This window comes from Streptomyces shenzhenensis (assembly GCF_021462265.1).
Classification (GTDB): Bacteria; Actinomycetota; Actinomycetes; order Streptomycetales; family Streptomycetaceae; genus Streptomyces; species Streptomyces shenzhenensis.
In genome coordinates this window covers 14,586-34,861 of sequence record NZ_JAJONF010000014.1, presented here as the reverse complement: position 1 = coordinate 34,861, position 20,276 = coordinate 14,586, and the positions used below count along the sequence as shown (strand labels likewise).

The 20,276-nt window shown below is 72.2% G+C and carries 21 protein-coding genes; 11 read left to right on the top strand and 10 right to left on the bottom strand.

Annotated features, from left to right (window positions below; all coding sequences use genetic code 11):
* The first annotated feature begins 132 nt into the window (after positions 1-132).
* The gene (locus tag LQ326_RS19515) at positions 133-738 is read left to right on the top strand and encodes a GOLPH3/VPS74 family protein (protein WP_234538449.1); all 606 of its coding nucleotides are present in this window, start codon (positions 133-135) and stop codon (positions 736-738) included.
* A 195-nt stretch (positions 739-933) separates the two neighbouring features.
* Here the strand turns inward: LQ326_RS19515 and LQ326_RS19510 are convergent, their stop codons facing one another.
* The 5 genes from LQ326_RS19510 to LQ326_RS19490 form a co-directional block, all read right to left on the bottom strand.
* The gene (locus LQ326_RS19510) at positions 934-1,803 is read right to left on the bottom strand and encodes a carbohydrate ABC transporter permease (protein ID WP_234538448.1); all 870 of its coding nucleotides are present in this window, start codon (positions 1,801-1,803) and stop codon (positions 934-936) included.
* Positions 1,800-2,762: a carbohydrate ABC transporter permease gene (locus LQ326_RS19505; protein ID WP_234538446.1), complete on the bottom strand. Its 963-nt coding sequence runs from the start codon at positions 2,760-2,762 to the stop codon at positions 1,800-1,802. Before LQ326_RS19505 ends, LQ326_RS19510 begins: the two co-directional genes overlap by 4 nt.
* Entirely contained in the window at positions 2,756-4,057 is a 1,302-nt protein-coding gene (locus LQ326_RS19500) for an ABC transporter substrate-binding protein (protein ID WP_234538444.1), read from the bottom strand. The genes LQ326_RS19505 and LQ326_RS19500 overlap by 7 nt, the downstream gene beginning before the upstream one ends.
* The gene (locus LQ326_RS19495; protein ID WP_234538442.1) at positions 4,054-5,043 is read right to left on the bottom strand and encodes a GNAT family N-acetyltransferase; all 990 of its coding nucleotides are present in this window, start codon (positions 5,041-5,043) and stop codon (positions 4,054-4,056) included. Before LQ326_RS19495 ends, LQ326_RS19500 begins: the two co-directional genes overlap by 4 nt.
* 79 nt (positions 5,044-5,122) lie before the next feature.
* Positions 5,123-5,296 (bottom strand): hypothetical protein, encoded by a 174-nt coding sequence (locus tag LQ326_RS19490; protein WP_234538441.1) that lies wholly within the window; start codon positions 5,294-5,296, stop codon positions 5,123-5,125.
* Between the two features lie 216 nt (positions 5,297-5,512).
* Between LQ326_RS19490 and LQ326_RS19485 the strand changes: the two genes are divergently transcribed.
* From LQ326_RS19485 to LQ326_RS19460, 6 genes are all read left to right on the top strand, one after another.
* Positions 5,513-6,022 carry a hypothetical protein gene (locus LQ326_RS19485; RefSeq protein WP_234538439.1) on the top strand — a complete coding sequence of 170 codons (510 nt, stop codon included), beginning with the start codon at positions 5,513-5,515 and terminating at the stop codon, positions 6,020-6,022.
* Between the two features lie 50 nt (positions 6,023-6,072).
* Positions 6,073-6,261, top strand: a complete 189-nt coding sequence (locus tag LQ326_RS19480; protein ID WP_234538437.1) for a hypothetical protein — start codon at positions 6,073-6,075, stop codon at positions 6,259-6,261.
* A gap of 616 nt (positions 6,262-6,877) precedes the next feature.
* Complete coding sequence (locus LQ326_RS19475; protein WP_234538435.1) at positions 6,878-8,323, top strand: glyceraldehyde-3-phosphate dehydrogenase; 1,446 nt, start codon at positions 6,878-6,880, stop codon at positions 8,321-8,323.
* Positions 8,324-8,511: 188 nt separating this feature from the next.
* A complete protein-coding gene (locus tag LQ326_RS19470) occupies positions 8,512-10,035 on the top strand; it encodes an alpha-N-arabinofuranosidase (protein WP_234538433.1) in 1,524 nt (507 codons plus the stop codon).
* A 17-nt stretch (positions 10,036-10,052) separates the two neighbouring features.
* A complete protein-coding gene (locus LQ326_RS19465) occupies positions 10,053-11,351 on the top strand; it encodes an alpha-galactosidase (protein ID WP_234538431.1) in 1,299 nt (432 codons plus the stop codon).
* 2 nt (positions 11,352-11,353) lie between these two features.
* Complete coding sequence (locus LQ326_RS19460; protein ID WP_234538430.1) at positions 11,354-12,361, top strand: LacI family DNA-binding transcriptional regulator; 1,008 nt, start codon at positions 11,354-11,356, stop codon at positions 12,359-12,361.
* 21 nt (positions 12,362-12,382) lie between these two features.
* Here LQ326_RS19460 and LQ326_RS19455 read toward each other — a convergent pair whose 3' ends face one another.
* From LQ326_RS19455 to LQ326_RS19445, 3 genes are all read right to left on the bottom strand, one after another.
* A complete protein-coding gene (locus LQ326_RS19455; protein ID WP_234538428.1) occupies positions 12,383-13,057 on the bottom strand; it encodes a class F sortase in 675 nt (224 codons plus the stop codon).
* Between the two features lie 110 nt (positions 13,058-13,167).
* The gene (locus tag LQ326_RS19450) at positions 13,168-13,587 is read right to left on the bottom strand and encodes a hypothetical protein (protein ID WP_234538426.1); all 420 of its coding nucleotides are present in this window, start codon (positions 13,585-13,587) and stop codon (positions 13,168-13,170) included.
* A gap of 235 nt (positions 13,588-13,822) precedes the next feature.
* The gene (locus LQ326_RS19445; protein ID WP_234538425.1) at positions 13,823-15,211 is read right to left on the bottom strand and encodes a glycoside hydrolase family 43 protein; all 1,389 of its coding nucleotides are present in this window, start codon (positions 15,209-15,211) and stop codon (positions 13,823-13,825) included.
* Positions 15,212-15,596: 385 nt separating this feature from the next.
* On the opposite strand from LQ326_RS19445, the gene LQ326_RS19440 reads away from it, so the two are divergent.
* The 4 genes from LQ326_RS19440 to LQ326_RS19425 all read left to right on the top strand — a co-directional run bounded on the left by LQ326_RS19440 (position 15,597) and on the right by LQ326_RS19425 (position 18,779).
* Entirely contained in the window at positions 15,597-16,463 is an 867-nt protein-coding gene (locus LQ326_RS19440) for a fructosamine kinase family protein (RefSeq protein ID WP_234538424.1), read from the top strand.
* A 166-nt stretch (positions 16,464-16,629) separates the two neighbouring features.
* On the top strand, positions 16,630-16,821 hold the full coding sequence (gene tgmA, locus LQ326_RS19435; protein WP_089102565.1) for a putative ATP-grasp-modified RiPP: 192 nt from the start codon (positions 16,630-16,632) through the stop codon (positions 16,819-16,821).
* A 15-nt stretch (positions 16,822-16,836) separates the two neighbouring features.
* Complete coding sequence (gene tgmB, locus LQ326_RS19430) at positions 16,837-17,820, top strand: ATP-grasp ribosomal peptide maturase (protein WP_234538423.1); 984 nt, start codon at positions 16,837-16,839, stop codon at positions 17,818-17,820.
* A 47-nt stretch (positions 17,821-17,867) separates the two neighbouring features.
* A complete protein-coding gene (locus LQ326_RS19425) occupies positions 17,868-18,779 on the top strand; it encodes a Gfo/Idh/MocA family protein (RefSeq protein ID WP_234538422.1) in 912 nt (303 codons plus the stop codon).
* Here the strand turns inward: LQ326_RS19425 and LQ326_RS19420 are convergent.
* Positions 18,776-19,096, bottom strand: a complete 321-nt coding sequence (locus LQ326_RS19420; RefSeq protein WP_234538421.1) for a hypothetical protein — start codon at positions 19,094-19,096, stop codon at positions 18,776-18,778. The genes LQ326_RS19425 and LQ326_RS19420 overlap by 4 nt on opposite strands.
* Before the next feature lie 44 nt (positions 19,097-19,140).
* Positions 19,141-20,049 carry a GNAT family N-acetyltransferase gene (locus tag LQ326_RS19415; protein ID WP_234538420.1) on the bottom strand — a complete coding sequence of 303 codons (909 nt, stop codon included), beginning with the start codon at positions 20,047-20,049 and terminating at the stop codon, positions 19,141-19,143.
* Between the last annotated feature and the right edge of the window lie 227 nt (positions 20,050-20,276).

The window sequence follows — 20,276 nt, the reverse complement described above, 5'->3', positions numbered from 1 at the left end:
ACTGCGAGGCGCCCGACCCGGGCATCGTATTCACCTGCGCCGCCGGTTCTCTCTGGTACCTCTGATAGGTCTGTTGCCTCTGGTGCCCCAGATACCTCTGGCGCCTCCGTCGTCTCTGTTGGGGAGTCCGACATGACCACACCCCGGGACCTGTTCCTCGTCACCGTGTACGGCGCCGCCGCCCGGCCCGTCGCACAGGGCGACCTCTCGCTGGCGCTCGCGGGAGCCGAGCTGGTCGATCTCATCGACGCCGGGGCGGCCACGCTCGACGGCGACCTCATCGTGCCCGCCCCGGCGGGCGGGGCGGGTGACCGGCTCCTCGACGAGGCGGTGGCGGCACTGCGGCGCCAGACGCCGTACGAGTCGGTCGAGGACTGGCTGTGGCGGCGGGGGCGCGGCCTGGGCGCGGCCTATCTCGACGCCCTGGAGGCGGACGGGACGGTCGCCCGGCAGCGGCGGCGCTGGCTGCCGCTGCCCACCGGGCGGACCGAGCCGGCCGACTCGCCCGAGCGCGTCGGGGCACACGAACGCTGGACGTCCGGCGAGCCCGTGCTCGCCGCCCTCGCGGCCGCCGTCGGAATCCCTGACGAGGCGGCGAAGGACCTCACGGGTGCGGTCCCGGACGCGACCGTGACGGTGGTGACCGCGGTCAACGACGCCGTCACGGAACTCGCCGCGGTACGGCAGCGCCGCGAGATCGAGAACGCGGCCTTCGACAACGTGTGGCGCGGCCTGTGACGGCCGCCGCCCGCGACTGACCCGCCCGCTCCCGTCGCCGGCCGGTTCGCGTCCGGCGACGGGAGCCGCCTGCGCGCGCGGCGCCGGCCCGGCGCCGCGCGCCCGGCGGGACCGGTATGCACCCTCCTCACGGCCCTGCCCGCCGTCGGCGCGCGCACCGGGGCCCGGACCCTGCCGGACGACGGGTGCCGTCCCTCACTTGAGGCCGCTGAGCAGCACGCCCCTGATGTAGTGCTTCTGCAGCAGCAGGAAGAGAACCAGCACCGGCAGGACGCTCAGCACCAGGCCGGCCATGACGATGGGCAGCGTCCGGGTCGGGTCGACGTAGTCCTGCAGGAACTGGATGCCGACGGGCAGGGTCATCACGGCCGGGTTGGCGGTCGAGACGAGCAGGGCCCAGATGTACTCGTTCCAGGCGTCGACGAAGGTGAGCAGGCCGAGGGTGACCAGGACCGGCTTGGTCTGCGGGACGACGATCCGCCACCACACGGCGAACTCGCCGCAGCCGTCGATGCGCGCGGCCTCCAGGACCTCGTCCGGGATCGAGACCATGAACTGGCGGGTCAGGAAGATCCCGAAGCTGCTGACGAGGAACGGCACGGCGAGCGCCAGGATGCTCACGGTCAGTCCCGCCCCGCCGCGCCCGAGCAGGTCGTTGCCGCCCGCCAGCGGCCAGTGCACCAGGATCAGGAAGTGCGGGATGAAGAAGAGGAACGGCGGGAACATCATCGTCGACAGCACGAGCCGGAAGACGAGGTCCCGGCCGGGGAACCGGAGTTTGGCGAGCGCGTAGCCCGCGAGCGACGACGTGAGCAGCACCGAACCGGTGATCATGCCCGTGGCGAGGACGCTGTTGCGGAAGAGCACCGGCAGATCGAGCTGGTGGATCGCCGCCCGGTAGTTGGACAGGTCGAAGGCCCTGGGCAGGAACCGGTAGGGCAGCGTGCCGGCCTCGTCCGGCCCCTTGAAGGACGTCATCAGCATGTCGGCGAACGGCACCACGGTGAGCACCGCGCCGGTGCCGACCAGCAGATACGACAGCCACGGGAAACGGCGGCGGATCACGCGTCCTCCCCCTTGCGTCTGAAGAGCCACAACTGCGCCAGCGTGACCGCGAGGACCACCGCGAACAGCACGAAGGCGGCCGCGCTCGCGGTGCCCCAGTCGCCGTAGGAGAAGGCCTGCCGGTACATCTCGAGGGCGGCCACGTCCGTCGCGTCGCCGGGTCCGCCCTTGGTCATCACGATGATCAGGGCGAAGGACTGCAGACCGGTGAGGAACTGGGTGACGCACACGAACAGCAGGGACGGCCGCAGCAGCGGCAGCGTGATCCGCCAGAAGACGGTCGCGGACCCGGCGCCGTCGAGCGCGGCGGCCTCGTAGTACGACCCGGGGATGGACTTCAGCCCGGCGGTCAGGACGAGGATCGCCGAGCCGACGGAGGCCCAGGCCTGGACGACCACCACCGCGGGCAGCGCGGTGTCCGGGTCCTGGAGGAACGCCACCGAACCGAGCCCGGCGGCGTTGAGGACGCCGTTGACGAGGCCGCCCGGCTGGTACATGTACTTCCAGACGTTGCCGACGGCGACGACGGTCGTGACGATCGGCAGGAAGTACAGGGTGCGCCACAGGCCCTGGAACCGCAGCTTGTCGATGCAGGTGGCGACGAGCACCGATCCGGCGAGCGCGAGCGCCACGGTGCCCAGGGCGAAGAGCAGCGTGTTGGTGAGGACCGGCGTCAGGAACCCCGAGCCGGCGGCGAACAGGCCGGCGAAGTTGTCCAGGCCGACGGGGTCGATGTCGCCGAGGTCGAACCCGGCCCAGCGGGACGTCGACAGCAGTACCGCGAAGCCGAGCGGCAGGGCGAGGAAGACGGCGTAGAACAGCAGCGTGGGCGCCAGGAAGAGGTAGGCGACGAGTGCCTGGCGGCGCCGGCGGCGGGCGCGGACGCGGACTTGGGGAGCGGCGCAGCCGTCGCGCGCCGCTCGTTCGGCCGGCTCCGGCGCAAGGGTGGCGTTCACCATGACCGTGACATCTCCTGATCGACCTGGCGGCGGGTGGACCGCAGGGCTTCGTCGACCGTCTGCTGTCCGGTCCACAGGGCCTCGATGTTCTTGCGCAGCAGCGACTTGGCCTGCTGTGCGCCCGGCACGTTCGGTTCGGGTACGGCGTACGCCAGCGCGTCCAGGAACGGGCGCAGGTTGGGGTCGCCGCCCGCGCCGAGGAGCGTGCGCATGTCGTCGGCGCGGCCGGTGAGGGAGCCGACCGACGTCTGCAGGGCGCTCATCCGGCTCGTGCCGCGCACCTTCTCGGCGTTGAGCCAGCGCAGGAACTCCCAGGCCTCGCGCGGGTGTTCGCTGGCGGTGTTGACGCCGAGCAGGAAGCCGGTGGAGAGCGTGGCGCGCCTGCCGTCCGCCTCGGGGAGGGGCACCGGAGCGACGCCGACGTCCCGGTAGGCCGTGCCCATCAGCGCCTTCAGGTTCGCGGTCCACCAGCCGGCGCTGATCACCATGGCCACCTGCCCGGAGGCGAAGGCCTGGTAGACGTTGACGCCGGGGGCGCTGGCGCCCTTGTCGACGAGGCGGCGTTCGAGGTCGAACACGGCGCGGCCGGCCGGCGAGTCGATGGCGGTGCGCCTGCCGTCCACCGAGACGAACCGCCCGCCGGCGGCGTTGAGCAGGGCGAGGGTCTGGCCGACGGTCGTGGAGTCGTCGAAGGCCGACAGGCCGAACCCCTGGACCAGAGTGTTGCCGTACCGGTCCCGGCGGGCGGTGCGGTACGCGGCCTCCTCCAGCTCCGGCCACGTGCGCGGCGGGCCGTCGACGCCTGCGTCGCGCAGCAGCCGCCTGTTGTAGTAGAGGGCGTACGTCTGCATCTCGGTGGGGTAGCCGTAGACCCTGCCCGCGACCGAGGCGGCGCCGACGGCGGCGGCGCCGTAACCGCGGCTGATCTCCTCGGCGTGCTCGGGCGGCGCCGGCCGCAGCACTCCGGCCCGCACCAACTGGCCGTTCCACAGGCAGTACGGGTGCAGGATGTCCGTGCCCTGGCCCGCGGCCTGCCGGACCATGAAGGTGGTCAGCAGGTCGGTGAACTCGACGGCCTTCGTCCGTACCTTGACCCGGTCGTGCAGGGCGTTCCACTCGTCCACCGGCCCCTGGAGAGCCTTCTTGAGCTCGCCGCTCGCGTAGTGGGAGAGCAGGGTGAGCACGATCGGGTCGCCGGGCCGTCCGGTGCCTCGGTGCGGGGCGGCGCAGCCGGCGGTGAGCAGCGCCGAGGAGAGCCCGAGCGCGAAGTGACGCCGGCTCAGTGACGGTGTCACCGGGCGGCCTCCCGGCGCAGCACCCGGAACACCCTGGTCGTGGTGAAGCCGCTCTTGCGGTAGAGGTGGCCCGCCGGGGACTGCGCGCCGGTCCACAGGAACCACGCGGAGTGCGCCCGCAGCGCCCGCATCCGCTCCAGGACGAGGTGCAGCAGGACTTCGCCGAGGCCGGTGCCGCGCATCTCCTCCAGGACGCCGATCGGGCCGAACCGCTCGTCCACCGAGTCGAACGCGCCGTGCATCGCCCAGCCGACCATGCGGCCCCCAGGGTCGCGGGCCACGACGATCCGGTCGAGCGGTGTGCCCGCGGTCAGACACGCCCGGATCGTGCAGGCCCAGTCGGGCCCGAAGTGGCCCCCGGCGAGCGCGAACAGGTCCACCAGATCGTCGTCGGCCGGGGTGCCGAACCGGTAGCCCCGTCCGGTGAGCCGGTCCACCCGGAGGGCGATGTCGTCCGGGAGGCGGTAGCCGACCAGGACGCGGTCCATCGCCGCGGCCTCGTACAGGGTGCGGAAACCGAGGGCGTCGAGAAGGCCCGCGGCCTGCGGGTAGGCCTCGGCGTCCAGGCCGGGGAAGACGTAGTTCGGTGTGTAGGAGGAGAAGTCCACCCGGGTACGGCCGTGGCCGTGCAGCCAGTCGAGGGCCTCGGTCAGCAGCCGGCGGCCCAGGCCGCGCCCGCGGGCGTCCGGGTGGACGAAGAAGAACGGGATCCAGCCCTGCTCCGGTTCCAGGTCGGTGCCGGCCATCGGGGTCAGCCGGCGCACCGCGTAGGCGGCGCCGACGACCCGGTCGCCGTCCACGGCGACCCGCAGTCCCTCCGGGTCGAAGTTCGGGTCGAGCAGCACCAGGGTGCGGAAGCGGTCGGGGGTGATGGGGTCGGCCGGCACGCTTCGCCGCCACGCCGCCACGACCTGCGGTCCGTCACCCGCGCGAAACCTGCGGATCCCGGCCCGGGTCGTCGTCGGGAGAGTCGTGGGATCGATCATCGACGGGGGGTGTCCTTCCGAGCGGTGCGGCGGGGATCGGGGAGGCGGCGGGTGTGGGAGGCGGTGCCCGGCGGGGCTCTCAGGGGTGGAGCAGCGCGTCGTCACCGGCCCGGCGGCCGGGCGGGGACGGCGGCTCGCACCGGGGCAGCGGGGCGTCGCCCGCGTCGACGGCGCGCGGCGGCCGGTCGGACCCCCACAGCAGGTCGACGAAGGACCGGTGGCCGGTGCCCTCGGCGCCGCCGTCCGTGCTCATCCCTTGCCCCGTCCGCCGGTGACACCTCTCCAAGCAGTGGTCAGGAATTTACTCTTATGTCTCGTAATTCCGGCAGTGAATCGCCGACGGCCACGCGCCCCTGGCGTCACCCGCTCACGCATGCCCACCATGCGATCAACTGCCGTCGCTTTTCGCTCACTTGCCGCCCAGGCTGCGCACCGGGAAGCAAGGCCTCCCACGGGAGGAAACACACACATGGGCAGATCAGCCATGCCGTCGGGACGCCTGCGCGCCACGGCCACCGCACTGGCCGCCGTCTCGCCGGCCCTCGGGGGCACAGGGCTGCCGACGGCCTCGGCCGCCGACCTGGACACGGTCCCGCCGTGGACCGCGCCCACCACGCTGAGCAGCGACCACGGCAAGGTGCAGGACGTCGCCGTCAGGGCCGACGGCACCGCGGTCGCCGCCTGGATCTCGGGAAGCATGAATGTCCTGTACGCCGCCACACGCGCACCGGGCACCGGCATCTGGAGCGCACCGGTCGCCCTCGACACCGGGTACGCCGTCGGGGCACGACTGACGGCACGGACCGACGGGACGGTCGCCGCGGTGTGGACCGAGGACGCCAACGTCCACAACCAGGGCACGCGCCTCGCAGGCGCCGTCCTGACCGGGGGCACCTGGTCGCAGAAGGGCGTGGGCCGGCCGGGTCCTGGCGCGCGCCGTCCCCCGCCCCCAGCGAACCGGGTTGCCCCGATGGTGTGACGAGGCCCGTCACACCGACTCCCGTGCGCGTCAGGGGCGTTGGAACAGGCATGGGCCTCAGCGACACCTCTTCCTTCGCCCAGCTGTCCGACGCCTACTGGCTGGACAGCCCCCACCTGGGTGAACACGACCCCGGTCCGGCTCCGCCGGGTCCGCCGCCGTGCTTCGCGTGGCGGACCGCGATGGTCGGGCTCTCCGCGCTCACCGTCGCGGTCGCGCTGGTGGTGGCGCTCGTGTGAGCCCCGGCCACCGGCCGGACCGGGCGTCGCCGCGCCGGGCCCGCGCCGAAGCCGAAGCGATGCCGAGGGCGTCGGCCGCCCGGACGCCCAGAGCAGGGCTCGCTCGACTGCTCGGCCGCTACGCCGACTTGGGAGCGGGTCACAGGATCGCCGTCGAGCCGCACGGCATTGCGGGAGTTCCCGGCGCGCCGCGCCTCGAAGTGGCCGTGCACCGGATTGCCGGTGGGCCGCCCCGCCCGCAGGACGCGGCCGGACCGGCCGAGCGGGCACCCGGCCACAGGGCGGGCGGGCCGCGGCCGCGGCGTATCGCCTCGTGCGTGCCCGCGGCCGGGGCGACTGCCGCGATCGCGAAGCCGCCCGGCGGGACAGCCCGGCCGGCGCTGCCAGGCAGCCGGCCCACCGCGGCCGGCGCCCCCGGAGGGCGCGGTGCAGGTGCTCACGCTCCGCCCTTCGGCAGTGACCCGCGGCGGCGCGCCACGACACGGAGGGTTCTCACAGTCCTCTCCCCCGGTTCAGAACTTCGCGACCCGCATCACACCCTGACCCCCTTGATCGATCATTCACCTGCCGGTTTACCATATGAGCGCCACTCAGCTCGATCGAGAGATTCAGGTCTGTGACTGCCAACGACGACTCGTTCATCAACTGGAAGAACCGTGAGGAGATCGCTGAGTCGATGATCCCGCTCATCGGGAAGCTGCACCGGGAGCGGGACGTGACGGTCCTCCTCCACAGCCGCTCCCTGGTGAACAAGTCGGTGGTCAGCATCCTCAAGACGCACCGCTTCGCCCGCCAGATCGACGGTGCCGAGCTGTCGGTCACCGAGACGATGCCGTTCCTGCAGGCGCTCACCACGCTCGACCTCGGTCCCTCCCAGATCGACATCGGCATGCTCGCCGCGACCTACAAGGCCGACGACCGGGGCCTGAGCGTGACGGCGTTCACCGCGGAGGCGGTCGCCGGGGCCACCGGCGCCAACAAGATCGACCGCCGGGAGCCGCGGGACGTCGTCCTGTACGGCTTCGGCCGCATCGGCCGCCTGGTCGCCCGGCTGCTCATCGAGAAGGCCGGCTCGGGCAACGGTCTGCGGCTGCGGGCCATCGTGGTGCGGGGCGCGGGCGGCGAGGACATCGTCAAGCGCGCCTCGCTGCTGCGCCGCGACTCCATCCACGGCCAGTTCCAGGGCACGATCACCGTGGACGAGGAGACCAGCACGATCCTCGCCAACGGCAACGAGATCAAGGTGATCTACGCCGACGACCCGAGCGCCGTGGACTACACGGAGTACGGCATCCGCAACGCCATCCTCATCGACAACACGGGCAAGTGGCGGGACCGCGAGGGCCTGTCGAAGCACCTGCGCCCCGGTATCGAGAAGGTCGTCCTGACCGCGCCGGGCAAGGGTGACGTCCCGAACATCGTGCACGGCGTCAACCACGACACCGTCAAGCCGGACGAGCAGATCCTGTCCTGCGCATCCTGCACCACCAACGCGATCGTGCCGCCGCTGAAGGCGATGGCCGACGAGTACGGGGTGCTGCGCGGGCACGTGGAGACCGTGCACTCGTTCACCAACGACCAGAACCTGCTGGACAACTACCACAAGTCCGAGCGCCGGGGCCGGTCCGCGCCGCTCAACATGGTCATCACCGAGACGGGCGCCGCCTCCGCCGTGGCGAAGGCGCTGCCGGACCTGAAGGCCCGGATCACCGGCAGTTCGATCCGGGTTCCGGTGCCGGACGTGTCGATCGCGATCCTCAACCTCCAGCTGGCCCGCGAGGCCTCCCGCGAGGAGGTCCTCGACTACCTCCGCGAGGTGTCGCTGACCTCGCCGCTGCGGCGGCAGATCGACTTCATCACCGCCCCGGACGCGGTCTCCAGCGACTTCATCGGCTCGCGCCACGCGTCGATCGTCGACGCCGGCGCGCTGAAGGTGGAGGGCGACAACGCAATCCTCTACCTCTGGTACGACAACGAGTTCGGCTACTCCTGCCAGGTGGTCCGGGTCGTCCAGTACGTCTCCGGCGTCGAGTACCCGACGTACCCGGCCACGGCGGTCTGACACCCCCCGGCCTCCAGGCAGCCCGGTCCCCTGTGCCCGCAGGGGACCGGGCTGTCCGCGCTCTTGACGCGAGCACGGCCCGATGGCAGCTTTTTATCGATACAAACGGCAGCCACATGCCCCGCCGTGACCGAACTTGCGAACGATGTTCGCTATTTCGAACACCACTTCCGGACAGGAGCTCCCGCGTGCCCACCGCCACCGCGATCATCAACCTCGACATCGAGGGCCCGATGATCAGCCGTCATCTCTACGGCCACTTCGCCGAGCACCTCGGCCGCTGCGTCTACGGCGGTTTCTGGGTCGGTGAGGACTCCCCGGTCCCGAACGAGGGCGGCATCCGCCTCGACGTGGTGGCGGCCCTGCGCGCGCTGAACATCCCCAACCTGCGCTGGCCGGGCGGCTGCTTCGCCGACGAGTACCACTGGCGGGACGGCATCGGCCCGCGCGACCAGCGCCCCCGGATGGTCAACACGCACTGGGGCAACGTCGAGGAGAACAACCACTTCGGCACCCACGAGTTCATGGCCCTGTGCGAACTCCTGGGCGCCGAGCCCTACATCAGCGGCAACGTCGGCTCGGGCACCGTCCGTGAGATGAGCGAGTGGGTGGAGTACCTCACCCGGGACGGCGACAGCCCGATGGTGCGGCTGCGCAAGGCCAACGGCCGCGAGCAGCCCTGGCGGGTGACGTACTGGGGCATCGGCAACGAGACCTGGGGCTGCGGCGGCAACATGCGCGCCGAGTACTCCGCCGACCTGGCCCGTCAGTACGCCACCTACTGCCGCGACCACGGCGACAACAAGCTCTACCGGATCGCCTCGGGCGCCTCCGACGCCGACTACAAGTGGACCGAGACCCTGATGCAGCAGATCAGCTGCTTCGGCTGCGAGGCCGCCCCGAAGACCTTCTTCCAGGGCCTCTCCGTCCACTACTACACGCTCTCCGGCCCCTGGGAGGCCAAGGGCAGCGCCACCGGCTTCACCACCGACGACCACTACCGCACGATGCTGTCGGCCCGCCGCATCGACCGCATACTCACCGGCCACTCCACCGTCATGGACGTCTACGACCCGGGGCGCACCGTCGGCCTGGTCCTGGACGAGTGGGGCACCTGGTGGGACGTGGAACCCGGCACCGACCCCGGCTTCCTCTTCCAGCAGAACACCCTGCGCGACGCCCTCGTCGCGAGCACCCACTTCGACATCTTCCACAAGCACGCCGCCCGCCTGCACATGGCCAACATCGCCCAGACCGTCAACGTCCTCCAGGCCATGCTCCTCACCGACGGCGACGCCCTGGTCCTGACCCCGACCTACCACGTCTTCGAGATGAACAAGGGCCACCAGGACGCCGCCTCACTCACCGTGCACCTGCGCGGCGACGACCTCCGGCGCCGGGTCGGGGACGCGGAGCTGGAGACGGTCTCCGCCTCGGCCAGTGTCAAGGACGGCACCGTCCTGATCTCGCTGAGCAACCTGGACGCCGAGGAACCGGCCGAGGTCGCCCTCGACCTGCGGGGCGGCACCCTCGGTGAGCCGGCCGCCCGCATCCTCACGGCCGACAGGCTCCAGGACCACAACACCCCAGAGGCGCCGACGGCCGTCTCCCCCCGGGCGTTCGACGGCGTGTCCGTGACCGGCGGCGGACTGCGGCTCACCCTCCCGCCCCACTCGTTCGTCACGGTCCAGGCCCCCCTGGGCCCGCGCTGACCCGCAGGAGTGCGCACATGACCCGACCCGCGCGTCCGCTGCCCGCCCGCCACCTGCGTCCGCCGATGGGCTGGAACAGCTGGGACTGCTACGGCACGACCGTCACCGAGGAGGAGGTCCTCGCCAACGCGGAGTTCATGCGCGAGCACCTGCTCCCGCACGGCTGGGACACCGTCGTCGTCGACATCCAGTGGTACGAGCCGACCGCCCGCGCCCACGGCTACAACCCCGATGCCCCGCTCGTCATCGACGGCCACGGCCGGCAGCTCCCCGCACCCAACAGGTTCCCCTCCGCCGCGGGCGGGGCGGGGTTCGGGCCGCTGGCCGCCCGGGTGCACGCCATGGGCCTGCGGTTCGGGCTGCACATCATGCGGGGCATCCCGCGGCGCGCGGTCGAGGCCCGGCTGCCCGTGCTCGGGACACGGTTCACGGCCGCCGACGTGGCCGACACCGGCTCCGTGTGCCCCTGGAACTCCGACAACTACGGCCTGGACCACGACCATCCCGGCGCCCAGGCCTACTACGACGCCCAGGTCGCCCAGTTCGCCGCCTGGGGCGTGGACTTCGTCAAGGCCGACGACATGCTCTTCCCGTACCACGAGCGGGACATCGCCGCCTACGCGCGGGCCGTCGGACGCAGCGGGCAGGCCATCGAGCTGAGCCTGTCCCCCGGCACCGACATGTCCCTCGCCCGCCTGGACCATCTGCGGGAGCACGCGGCCATGTGGCGGGTCTGCGACGACCTGTGGGACCGCTGGGAGGACGTCGAGGCGCAGTTCGCGCGGATGGCCCGCTGGGCACCGTGGCAGGGCGAGCAGGGCTGGGCGGACGCCGACATGCTGCCGCTCGGTCGCATCGGGATCCGCGCCGAGCGCGGCGCGGACCGCCAGTGCGCCCTCACCCGCCCCGAGCAGGTCAGCCTCCTCACCCTCTGGCTGATCTCCCGCTCCCCGCTGATGATGGGCGGCGACCTGCCCACCTCCGCGCCGGAGACCATCGCGCTGCTCACCAACGACGAGGCCCTCGACGTCCTGTGGCACGGCACCGGCAACCGGGAGGTGCTGCGGGAGCGGGACCTGGTGCTGTGGACCGCCCGGGACACCGACGGGCACACCCGGTACGCGGCGGTGTTCTCACTGGCCGACGAGGAGCGGCGCTTCGAGGTGCCGCTGGGGTCCGTCGGAGCCACCTCCCGCGACCGGGTCCGGGAGCTGTGGACCCACGCCGACACCGCCCACGACGGCCGGCGGCTGGCCCCCGTGCTGCCCGCCCACGGCGCCGCCCTCTATCGTCTTGCCGACAGCCGGCGGGAGTGAGTATGGCGACGATCCAGGACGTGGCGAAGGCCGCCGGGGTGTCGGCGATGACCGTCTCCAACGTGATCAACGGACACCCCAACGTCCGCCCGGCCACCCGGGACCGCGTCCTGGAGGCGATGGACCGGCTCGGCTACCGGGTCAACGTGGCCGCCCGCAACCTGCGCAAGGGCCGGACCGGGACCATCGGCCTGGCCGTCCCCGAGATCAACCGCCCCTACTACGGCCGGCTGGCCGCCTCGATCATCGCAGCGGCCGCCCGGCACGGCCTGCGGGTGAGCATCGAGCAGACCGGCGCCCGCCGTGAGAACGAGCTGGCGGCCCTGTCCCTGTCCCGCAACCGGCTCTACGACGGCCTCATCCTCAGCACGGTCGGCATGGGGCCGGCCGATGTCGGCGCGCTCGACGTCGACCATCCGGTGGTGATCCTCGGCGAGCGGATCTTCGGCGGGCCCGTCGACCATGTCGCCATGCCGAACGAGGCCGCCTCCCAGGCCGCGACTCGCCATCTCGTCGAGCGGCACTGCCGGCGGATCGCCATCGTGTGCGGGCGGCTGGGCGGTGAGGCCGACGTGTCCAGCCTGCGGCACGCCGGGTATCTGCGGGCGCTCGCGGCAGCGGGGCTGCCTGCGGACCCGGAGCTGGTGGTGACCGCCGAGTCCCTCACCATGCGGGAGGCCGCCCGCGCCGTCCGGCAGCGGATGGCGGACGGCCCCGGCTTCGACGGGGTGTTCTGTGTGACGGACACCGTGGCCATGGGTGTGCTGCGCGCGCTCGCCGACGCCGGGGTCCGGGTGCCGGACCAGGTCAAGGTGATCGGCTTCGACAACGTCGACGAGAGCGCGTACCTCGTCCCCTCCCTGTCCACCGTCGACCCGGACCACGACCTGATGGCCGACCGCGCGGTCGGCCTGCTGGCGGCCCGTATCGACGGGGGCGGGCCGGAGCGGGAGCGGGAGGAGTTCGCCGGTCCGTTCCGGCTGGTGGTGCGGGAGTCCACGGGTGGCTGACCCGGCGGCACCGGTGCGCTGTCAGACCAGGTGGGCGAAGACCACCAGGTTCTCGGTGTAGTCCTTGGCGTCGTGGTCGTAGTCGCCGGCGCAGGTGATCAGGCGTACCTCGGGGCGGCGGGTGTCCGCGTAGACGCGGTCGCTGGGGAAGTCGTCCTTGGCGAAGGTGTCGGTGTCGTCGACCACGAAGGCCGCGTCCGTGCCGTCGGCCCGGCTCACCGTGAAGCGGTCGCCGCGCTCCAGTCGGTCCAGCCTGGCGAAGACCGCCGCCGCCGTCGTGGTGTCGACGTGGCCGGCGATGATCGCGGTGCCCTCCTCGCCGGGCGCCGCGCCCCCGGAGTACCAGCCGACGAGGTTGGTGTTGTCGGCCGGCGGGGGGTCGAGCTCGCCGGTGGAGCCCATGGTGAGGACGGTGAAGGGGGCGTCGACGGCGATCTTCGGGATGAGCAGGCGGGTCGGCGCGGACCGCGGCAGCGCCGCGCCGGACCGGCGCGGGTCGGCCGAGGGGGCGGCGTCCGTACCCACGGGAGGGCTGGTGCCGGTGGCGTCGGAGCCGCCCGGGCGTCCGGCGATCAGCGCCACGGCCAGGAGCAGGACGGCAATGCCCCACACGGGCAGCGTTCCGCCGCGCCGGGGGCTGCCGGGGCCGTTTCGGCCGTCCGGTCCGTCGGGGTTCGGGGTGGGACCAGCTGCCATCGGAGGTCACCTTTCTGGAGCACGGCGGCGGGAGGGCGGTACACAGGGGCCGCGGTACCGGCGGCGTGTGGAGCGCCGACGGCACTGCGGCCTCCGTATGCACAGGCCCATCAGGACACGGGCCCGGTGACTCTCCTGCGCCGCAGCGCGTAGGCACCGGTGGCCGCCACGCCGAGGACGGCCAGCCCGCCGGCGGTGACGCCGGGCGTGGCGAGGCCGCCGCCACCGGTGTGCATGCCGCCGTGCGGCCGGTCGCTCTCCTCGTCGTCGCCCCAGGACGAGCCGCCCTCGTCCTTCCCCTTGCCTCCCTGGTCCTGCTTGCCTCCCTGGTCTCCCTTGCCTCCCTGGTCGTCCTGGCCCTTGTAGGTCTCCGGGTCGAACTTGCTGTTGCTGTTGCTGTTTGTGTTGCTGTTGTAGGAAGAGTCGTCACGGCCTCCGTCCGCCGCGACCGCGGCCTGGGCCACGGGGGCCGAGAACGCGAGGACCGCGGTGGCCGCCGTCGTCGCGAGGATCATGCGGGCAGAACGCATCTCGATGTCCTTCCGCCGCGGCCGGGCGCCGATACTCCATCAGCTGTAACGACCCGGCCCCGACATGAACCACCGTCAGCCAGCGCCGCGACGCGCACCATCCAGACCGCCCATCCGTGGCGCCGACACGCCCAACACCGCCCGGCTGGGTCAATCCGGTACGCGGGCGCGCCGCCATTCGGACGGTCGTGGGCCCGCCGTCGGCGTGTCGCCGCACGAGGGGCCCGCCGGGGTGTCAGTAGCCGACGTGGAAGGTGGCGTCAGCCTGGTCCGTGCTCGTCGAGACGGGGTCGATGCGCAGGACGTAGTCGGAGTGGCGGATGTAGCGCGTCGGGTAGTTGTACGAGCGGAACGAGGACCACGAGGAGTCGGCGAGACCGGCCGTCCGGTAGAACGTGGCGTCCTGGGCGAACGTGGTGGTGCTGTCGTTCTCGTCGAGTCGCAGCTGGTAGTCGTAGTGGCGCAGGTAGCGGGTCGGGTAGTTCACCGACTGGAAGGACACGCCCCCGCTGTCGGCGAGGCCGGGGACCAGCTTCCACATGCCGTCGGTGTACGGGTCGAAGGCGTACGGGTCGATCCGGCCGATGTAGTCGCTGTGCCGGACGTATCTGGCCGGGTAGTTGTAGGACTTCAGCCGGTTCCAGGCGGGGGTGCCCCACTGGGCGACGAGGTTGTCGTACTCGGTCGAGGTGATGGGCTGGATGCCGCAGTGCTTGGAGTTGAGCGGCTGGGTGTAGGTCTTCTGGTCGAGGGCGGTCCAGGTGCCGGCGGACAGGTCGCTGGTCTGCCAGGCGTAGAAGACGCCGTTGGGGTCCCAGGTGTCGCCCCAGAGGTACCAGGTGGAGCTGGAGGTGAGGGACTTGACCAGTTCCGGGGCCTCGGTGCCGTTGTGTGAGACGGCCGTGCTGAACTCCTTGAAACTGCCTGGGTCCAGTGCGGCGGAGCGGGCGCCGACGAGCGTCGAGTTCTTCTTGAAGTACAGGTAGTTGACGCCGTTGACGCCGACCGCGAGGTCACCGTCGATGACGTCGTAGCCGGGGTCGAAGAAGACCTGGGGCTCGCCGGCGGTGACGAAGTCGCCGGTGTAGTTGATCATGATGACGTTGTGGCCGCTGCTGTTGACGGCGGAGTAGATGACGCCGTACGTGCCGCGTCCGGCGTCCCAGAAGGCCTCGGGCGCCCAGGCGTGGGTGTCCATGTCGTGCAGCTTCATCCGCCGGTAGCCGGTGAAGGTGCGCAGGTCGGTGGAGTCCCAGACGTGGACGTACTGGCTGACGTAGCTCCAGTCGGTGCCGTACAGGTCGGTGGCGAGCACCACGAAGGTGCCGTCCTGCTTGCGCAGGATGAAGGGGTCGCGCAGGCCGAGGGAGCCCGCGGTGGGGGTGGCGACGGGGTTGTTCTGGTTGAGCGGGGTCCACTGGAGGCCGTCGGTGCTGACGGCCAGGTGCAGGCCGTAGTTGGCGGCGAGCATGTCGGGGGACTCGGTGAAGTAGCACATCACGTAGGCCGAGTTGGCGGCCGCGTGCGCGGGTCCGGCGCCGAGGGCGAGGGCACCGGAGGCGGCGAGGGGGACGGTCATGGCCGCACCGAGGAAGTGACGGCGGGACAGGGGGGTACCGGTCATGCGCGCTCCAGACGAGGGGGAATGTCCGGGATTTCGGACGTGGTTCGGAAAACCGATCAGAAACTAGGGGGGCGCGTGGTGCGCGTCAATGCTTGAGTGACAAGGGAGTTACTGAGAATTCACTGTGTGCGCCGGGAGAGCGAGGGCCGCCGACGCCGGCCGGGAGCCGCGGCGGCGAGCGGGCGGCGGGCCGGCGATCCGGCGGGCGGAGAACACGCCCGGCCGCCTCCCCCGCCGCCGGCTCGCCCTCCCCGTCGGCGTGATGACCGGTGCGGTCACCGTCACGCCCCGCCGGGTACCGCCGGGCCGCGCCGCCGTTCCGGGACGCGGTGCGGGCCGTGCTGCGGCCGGGGCCCGGATCGCGTCCGCACGTACCCTGGTGGGCGTGATCGGCCGCGGCGAGGGTCCGGGTGCGGTGGCCGCCCGGCTCACCGGGCGGCCGGTTTCCGGTGAGCGGGCGCGGTCGGGCGCTCTGACGGAGGTGACTCTCGCGGGCGGCCCCGCGGTCATGGTCAAGCGCGGCGACGGTCCCGGGGCGGTGCGGGCCGAGGTGGCCGGGCTGCGCTGGCTGGCCGCTGCCCGGGCGGTGCCGGTGCCGCAGGTGCTCGGGCACGACGAGCGGTGGATGGTGACCGAGCTGGTCCCCACCGGGCGCCCGGACCCCGAGGCGGCGACGCGCTTCGGGCGCGCGCTGGCCGCCCTGCACGCGGCCGGCGCCCCGGCTTTCGGGGCCGCCCCGCCGGACGGTCCGCGCGACGCCTGGATCGGTCTCGCCCCGATGCGCAACGAACCCGGCACCGACTGGCCGCACTGGTACGCCGAGCACCGGGTACTGCCCTATCTGCGCGAGGCCGTCGACCAGGGGTGTCTGCGGCCGGGCGAGGCCGCCGTGGTCGAGCGGGTCTGCGAGCGGCTGCCGGAGCTCGCGGGGCCGCCCGAGCCGCCCGCCCGGCTGCACGGCGACCTGTGGAGCGGCAATGTCCTGTGGGGCGCCGACGGCAGGGTCCGGCTGATCGACCCGGCCGCGCACGGCGGGCACCGGGAGACCGACCTCGCGATGCTCCGCCTCTTCGGCTGCCCATATCTCGACCGGATCGTGGGGAGTTATCAGGAGGCGGCCCCGCTGGCCGACGGCTGGACGGAACGGATCGGCCTGCATCAGTTGTTCCCGCTGCTGGTGCATGCCGCGCTCTTCGGACGGAGTTATGCCGAACAGGCTTTGGCGACATCCCGGAATTACACGGACAAGTGATGCGACCACCCGCCGGGCTGGGAATGTGAAATCGGCCACGTGCGGGAGCGATTCGCCGTTTCTCCCTTAACAAGCCCTTAATTCGGGCTGAGATTACGCAGAGTAAGGAAACCAACCACGCGTTCGAATCGTATAAGTGCATGGAAGAACGAAACAGGGAGAGACCATGCAACCGTTCGCGCTCAACTACGCACGCCCTGCAGTGCAGTTGGACGTCACCACTCCGTACGCGTATGACTCCGGACTGCAGTTGAACGTTCTCCACGATGGCCGGATCGCAGCCACCGATCACGCAACGCTCAGAGCCCTGGGGACCACGACGTCCACGGCGGGCTCCAAGACGCACTTCGACGACTGATCGCGGACCTTCACGATGACCGTGCTCATCCTGACCAGTGACGAGGACGTGACGGCGGACATGGTGGTCCTCCGGCTGCACGAGGCCGGAGTGCCCGTCGTCCGCCTCGATCCTGCCGATCTGACCAGCGGTGTGGCCCTGTCGGGCGAGTATGTGCAGGGAGTCAGCCGCGGGCATCTGTCCGTGAACGGTCGCCTGGTGAGCGTCGACGGCCTGCGCTCCATCTGGGTGCGCAGGCCGGGGGTGGCAGCCGCCCGGGCCGCGCAGCCGTCGGCCTGGCTGACCGAGGAGTCCGCGCAGGCGCTGTACGGCATGCTGCGCGGGACCGAGGCGCGCTGGATGAACCATCCGGACGCGGCCCGCCAGGCCCGCCACAAGCCGTGGCAGCTGCGGCTGGCCCAGCGCAGCGGGCTCGCCGTGCCCGCGACGCTGATCACCACGTTTCCGCAGGCGGCCCGGGAGTTCGCGGAGCGGTTCCCGGACCTCGTGGTCAAGCCGGTGTCGGGCGCGCATCCGCAGGAGCCGCCGCGGGCGGTGCCCACCAGCCGGGTGGCGCCGGACACCGACTTCGCGGCGGTGGCGTTCGGCCCGACGCTCTTGCAGCGGCGGGTCGCCAAACGGTCCGACATCCGGCTGACGGTGGTCGGCGAGCGGCTGCTGGCGGCCCGCAAGCCGGTGCGCCCGGACGCCCACCCCGACGACGTGGACGTCCGGTTCGCGCCGTCCGACTCTCCCTGGCGGGAGGCGGAGGTGCCGCCGCGCGTGGCCGAGGCGGTCCGCACGTACCTGAAGGATGCCGGACTGGCTTACGGTGCCTTCGACTTCGCGGAGGACGCGGACGGCATCTGGTGGTTCCTGGAGTGCAACCAGTCGGGCCAGTTCGGGTTCGTCGAGATGGACACCGGTCAGCCGATCGCCGAGGCCATCGCCGGATGGCTGGCGCACGGCACCGACCGGTGCCGGTCCTATGCCGGCGGCGGGCGGAGTGCGACGTCGTGAGGGGCCGGGCGACGAGGTGGAGCCGGGCGGGGAGAAAGGAACGGGAGATGCGCATCGGACTGCTGGGCACCGGGCCCTGGGCACGGGCGGCGTACGCCCCCGCGCTGGCGGGGCACGGTTCGCTGGACTTCGTCGGGGTGTGGGGCCGCCGCCCCGAGGCCGCCGCGGAACTGGCCGGGGAGCACGGCGTCCGGACCTACGACGACGTGGACGCGCTGTTCGGCGATGTGGACGCGGTGGCCGTGGCGCTGCCGCCGGTCGTCCAGGCGGAACTGGCGGTGCGGGCCGCGGCGGCCGGCCGGCATCTGCTGCTGGACAAGCCGCTCGCGCTCGGCGTCGCCGAGGGGCGGGCGGTGGCGGAGGCGGCCGAACGGGCCGAGGTCGCCTCCGTGGTGTTCTTCACCACCCGGTTCCAGCAGGAACCGGAGGCGTGGATCGGTGCACAGGCGGCGACGGCGGGGTGGTTCACAGCCCGGGCGCACTGGCTGGGTTCCGTGTTCACCGGTGAGAGCCCGTTCGCCGACTCGCCGTGGCGGCGGGAGAAGGGCGCGCTGTGGGACGTGGGTCCGCACGCCCTGTCCGTGCTGCTGCCGGTCCTGGGCGACGTCCGGCGGGTGGCGGCCGCCGTACACGGCCCCGCGGACACCGTCCATCTCGTCCTCGACCACGCCGGCGGGGCGTCGAGCGCGGTGACACTCAGCCTCACCGCGCCCGCGGCGGCGGCCGGGGCCGAGGTGGAGCTGCGGGGCGAGGCAGGGGTCACGCTCCTTCCGAGGAGCACGGAAGGAGCGGTGCCGGCCCTGACCCGGGCCGCCGACGCCCTGCTCACGGCCGCGCGCACGGGCCGGGCGCATCCCTGCGACGCGGCGTTCGGCCTGCGGGTCACCGAGATCCTCGCGGAGGCGGAGACCCTGCTGGCCAAGGACGTCGCCCGGTCGGCTGCCCGGCTGGTCCGCTAGTCCTCGCCGAACGGCTCGTTGCTCCATCTGAACCAGGCCCGGTCCCCCTCGATGTGCAGCAGGAACTCGGGGACCGGGCCGTCCGGTGCGACCAGGGACACCTGGCGGCGGATCTCGTCGTGCACCTCTTCCCAGGTCTCCCAGTCCTCGTCCTCAGCCAGGACCAGTTCCCGGGCGAACAGGTCCCGGACGCCCGGGAAGCCGGGGCCCGGGGTGAAGGTGCCGTGCAGCCAGGGGAAGCCGGTCTCGTCGACGACGATCTCGCCGACCGGCTCCCGCCCGCCGCGCACCTGCCAGACAGCACCCTCGAACCCCATGCCTGCTACTCCCGTCGGCTGCCGGTCACCGCGCCGTCAGCATGTCACCCGGCACTGACAGCGGCCGCCGTCCAGAAGTTCACCCGCTCCCGGACGACCGGGTATCCGGCCCTGGCGAAGTGCGCGGCCATGGGGGTGTTGCCCTGGTCGGTGGCGGCGGCGATGAACTCGGCGCCCTGTTCGACGAGGAAGCGCGTGCACTCCACGAGCAGGTCATAGGCGTACCCGTGCCCGCGCCGCTCGGGCAGGACGCCGATGAACCCGATGCAGGGTCCGCCGGGGTTGCGGCCGGGGATGTGGATGCCGACGGGCTCGCCGTCGGGGGTGCGGGCGATCTGCCACCACTGGCGGGGTGAGGGCATCCAGTGGAAGAAGTCCATCTCCTGCTGGGCGGCCCGGTCCACTCCGCCCTGCTCGATGGCGCGGCGGGCGTGGGCGTCCAGGGTGACGGAGTGGATGCGGCGCAGGGCGTCGAAGAACACCCGGTCGTCGGGTTCGGCGGTGAAGACGAGGCGGCCGGGCCGTTCGGGCAGGCCGCACTCGGGGGTCCAGCGGTAGAGGTAGCGCTCCACCAGCAGTTCGAAGCCTGCCTTGCGGGCGGCGGTGAAGCGGGCCTCGGCGGCGGAGCGCAGGGCGGGGACGTCGTGCCAGCCCGTCGGCAGGTCGAGTTCCAGTTCCTCGACCTGCCAGGGCGCCCCGCGCAGCAGTTCGGCGCCGGCCTCCTCCTCGCCCTCGGCCACGTCGAACCAGTTGATGAAATCCGGCTCGGTGGCCTCGGGAGCGCCCCACCAGGCCGCCCGGGCGACAACGCGTCCGTCGCGCAGGGCGACCCGCTGCCAGTCGGCACGGAACCGGGTGCGCCGGTGCTTCTCCCGCAGGCGCAGCGGGTCGGGCAGGGTGTCGAAGACATGGGCGGTGCTGTCGTCGAGCGTACGAATGACCAGATCGGTCACGGATTCCTCCGGGATGCGTGCTCAGGAAGCGCTCCCGGGTCAGCTCTGACCTGTCACGCCCGGGAAACGGGGAGGGAGCGCGGGATGGGTGTGACGTGCATGGCACTCGCCTCCTTCCGTCCGGTCTCGGGCGTGCGCTCATACGTTAGGGGCCCGCGCCGGAGACGTCCACCGGTTTTCCCCGCGCGGCTCCTCAAGATCGAGACGGGGCCGGTGACCGGGCACTG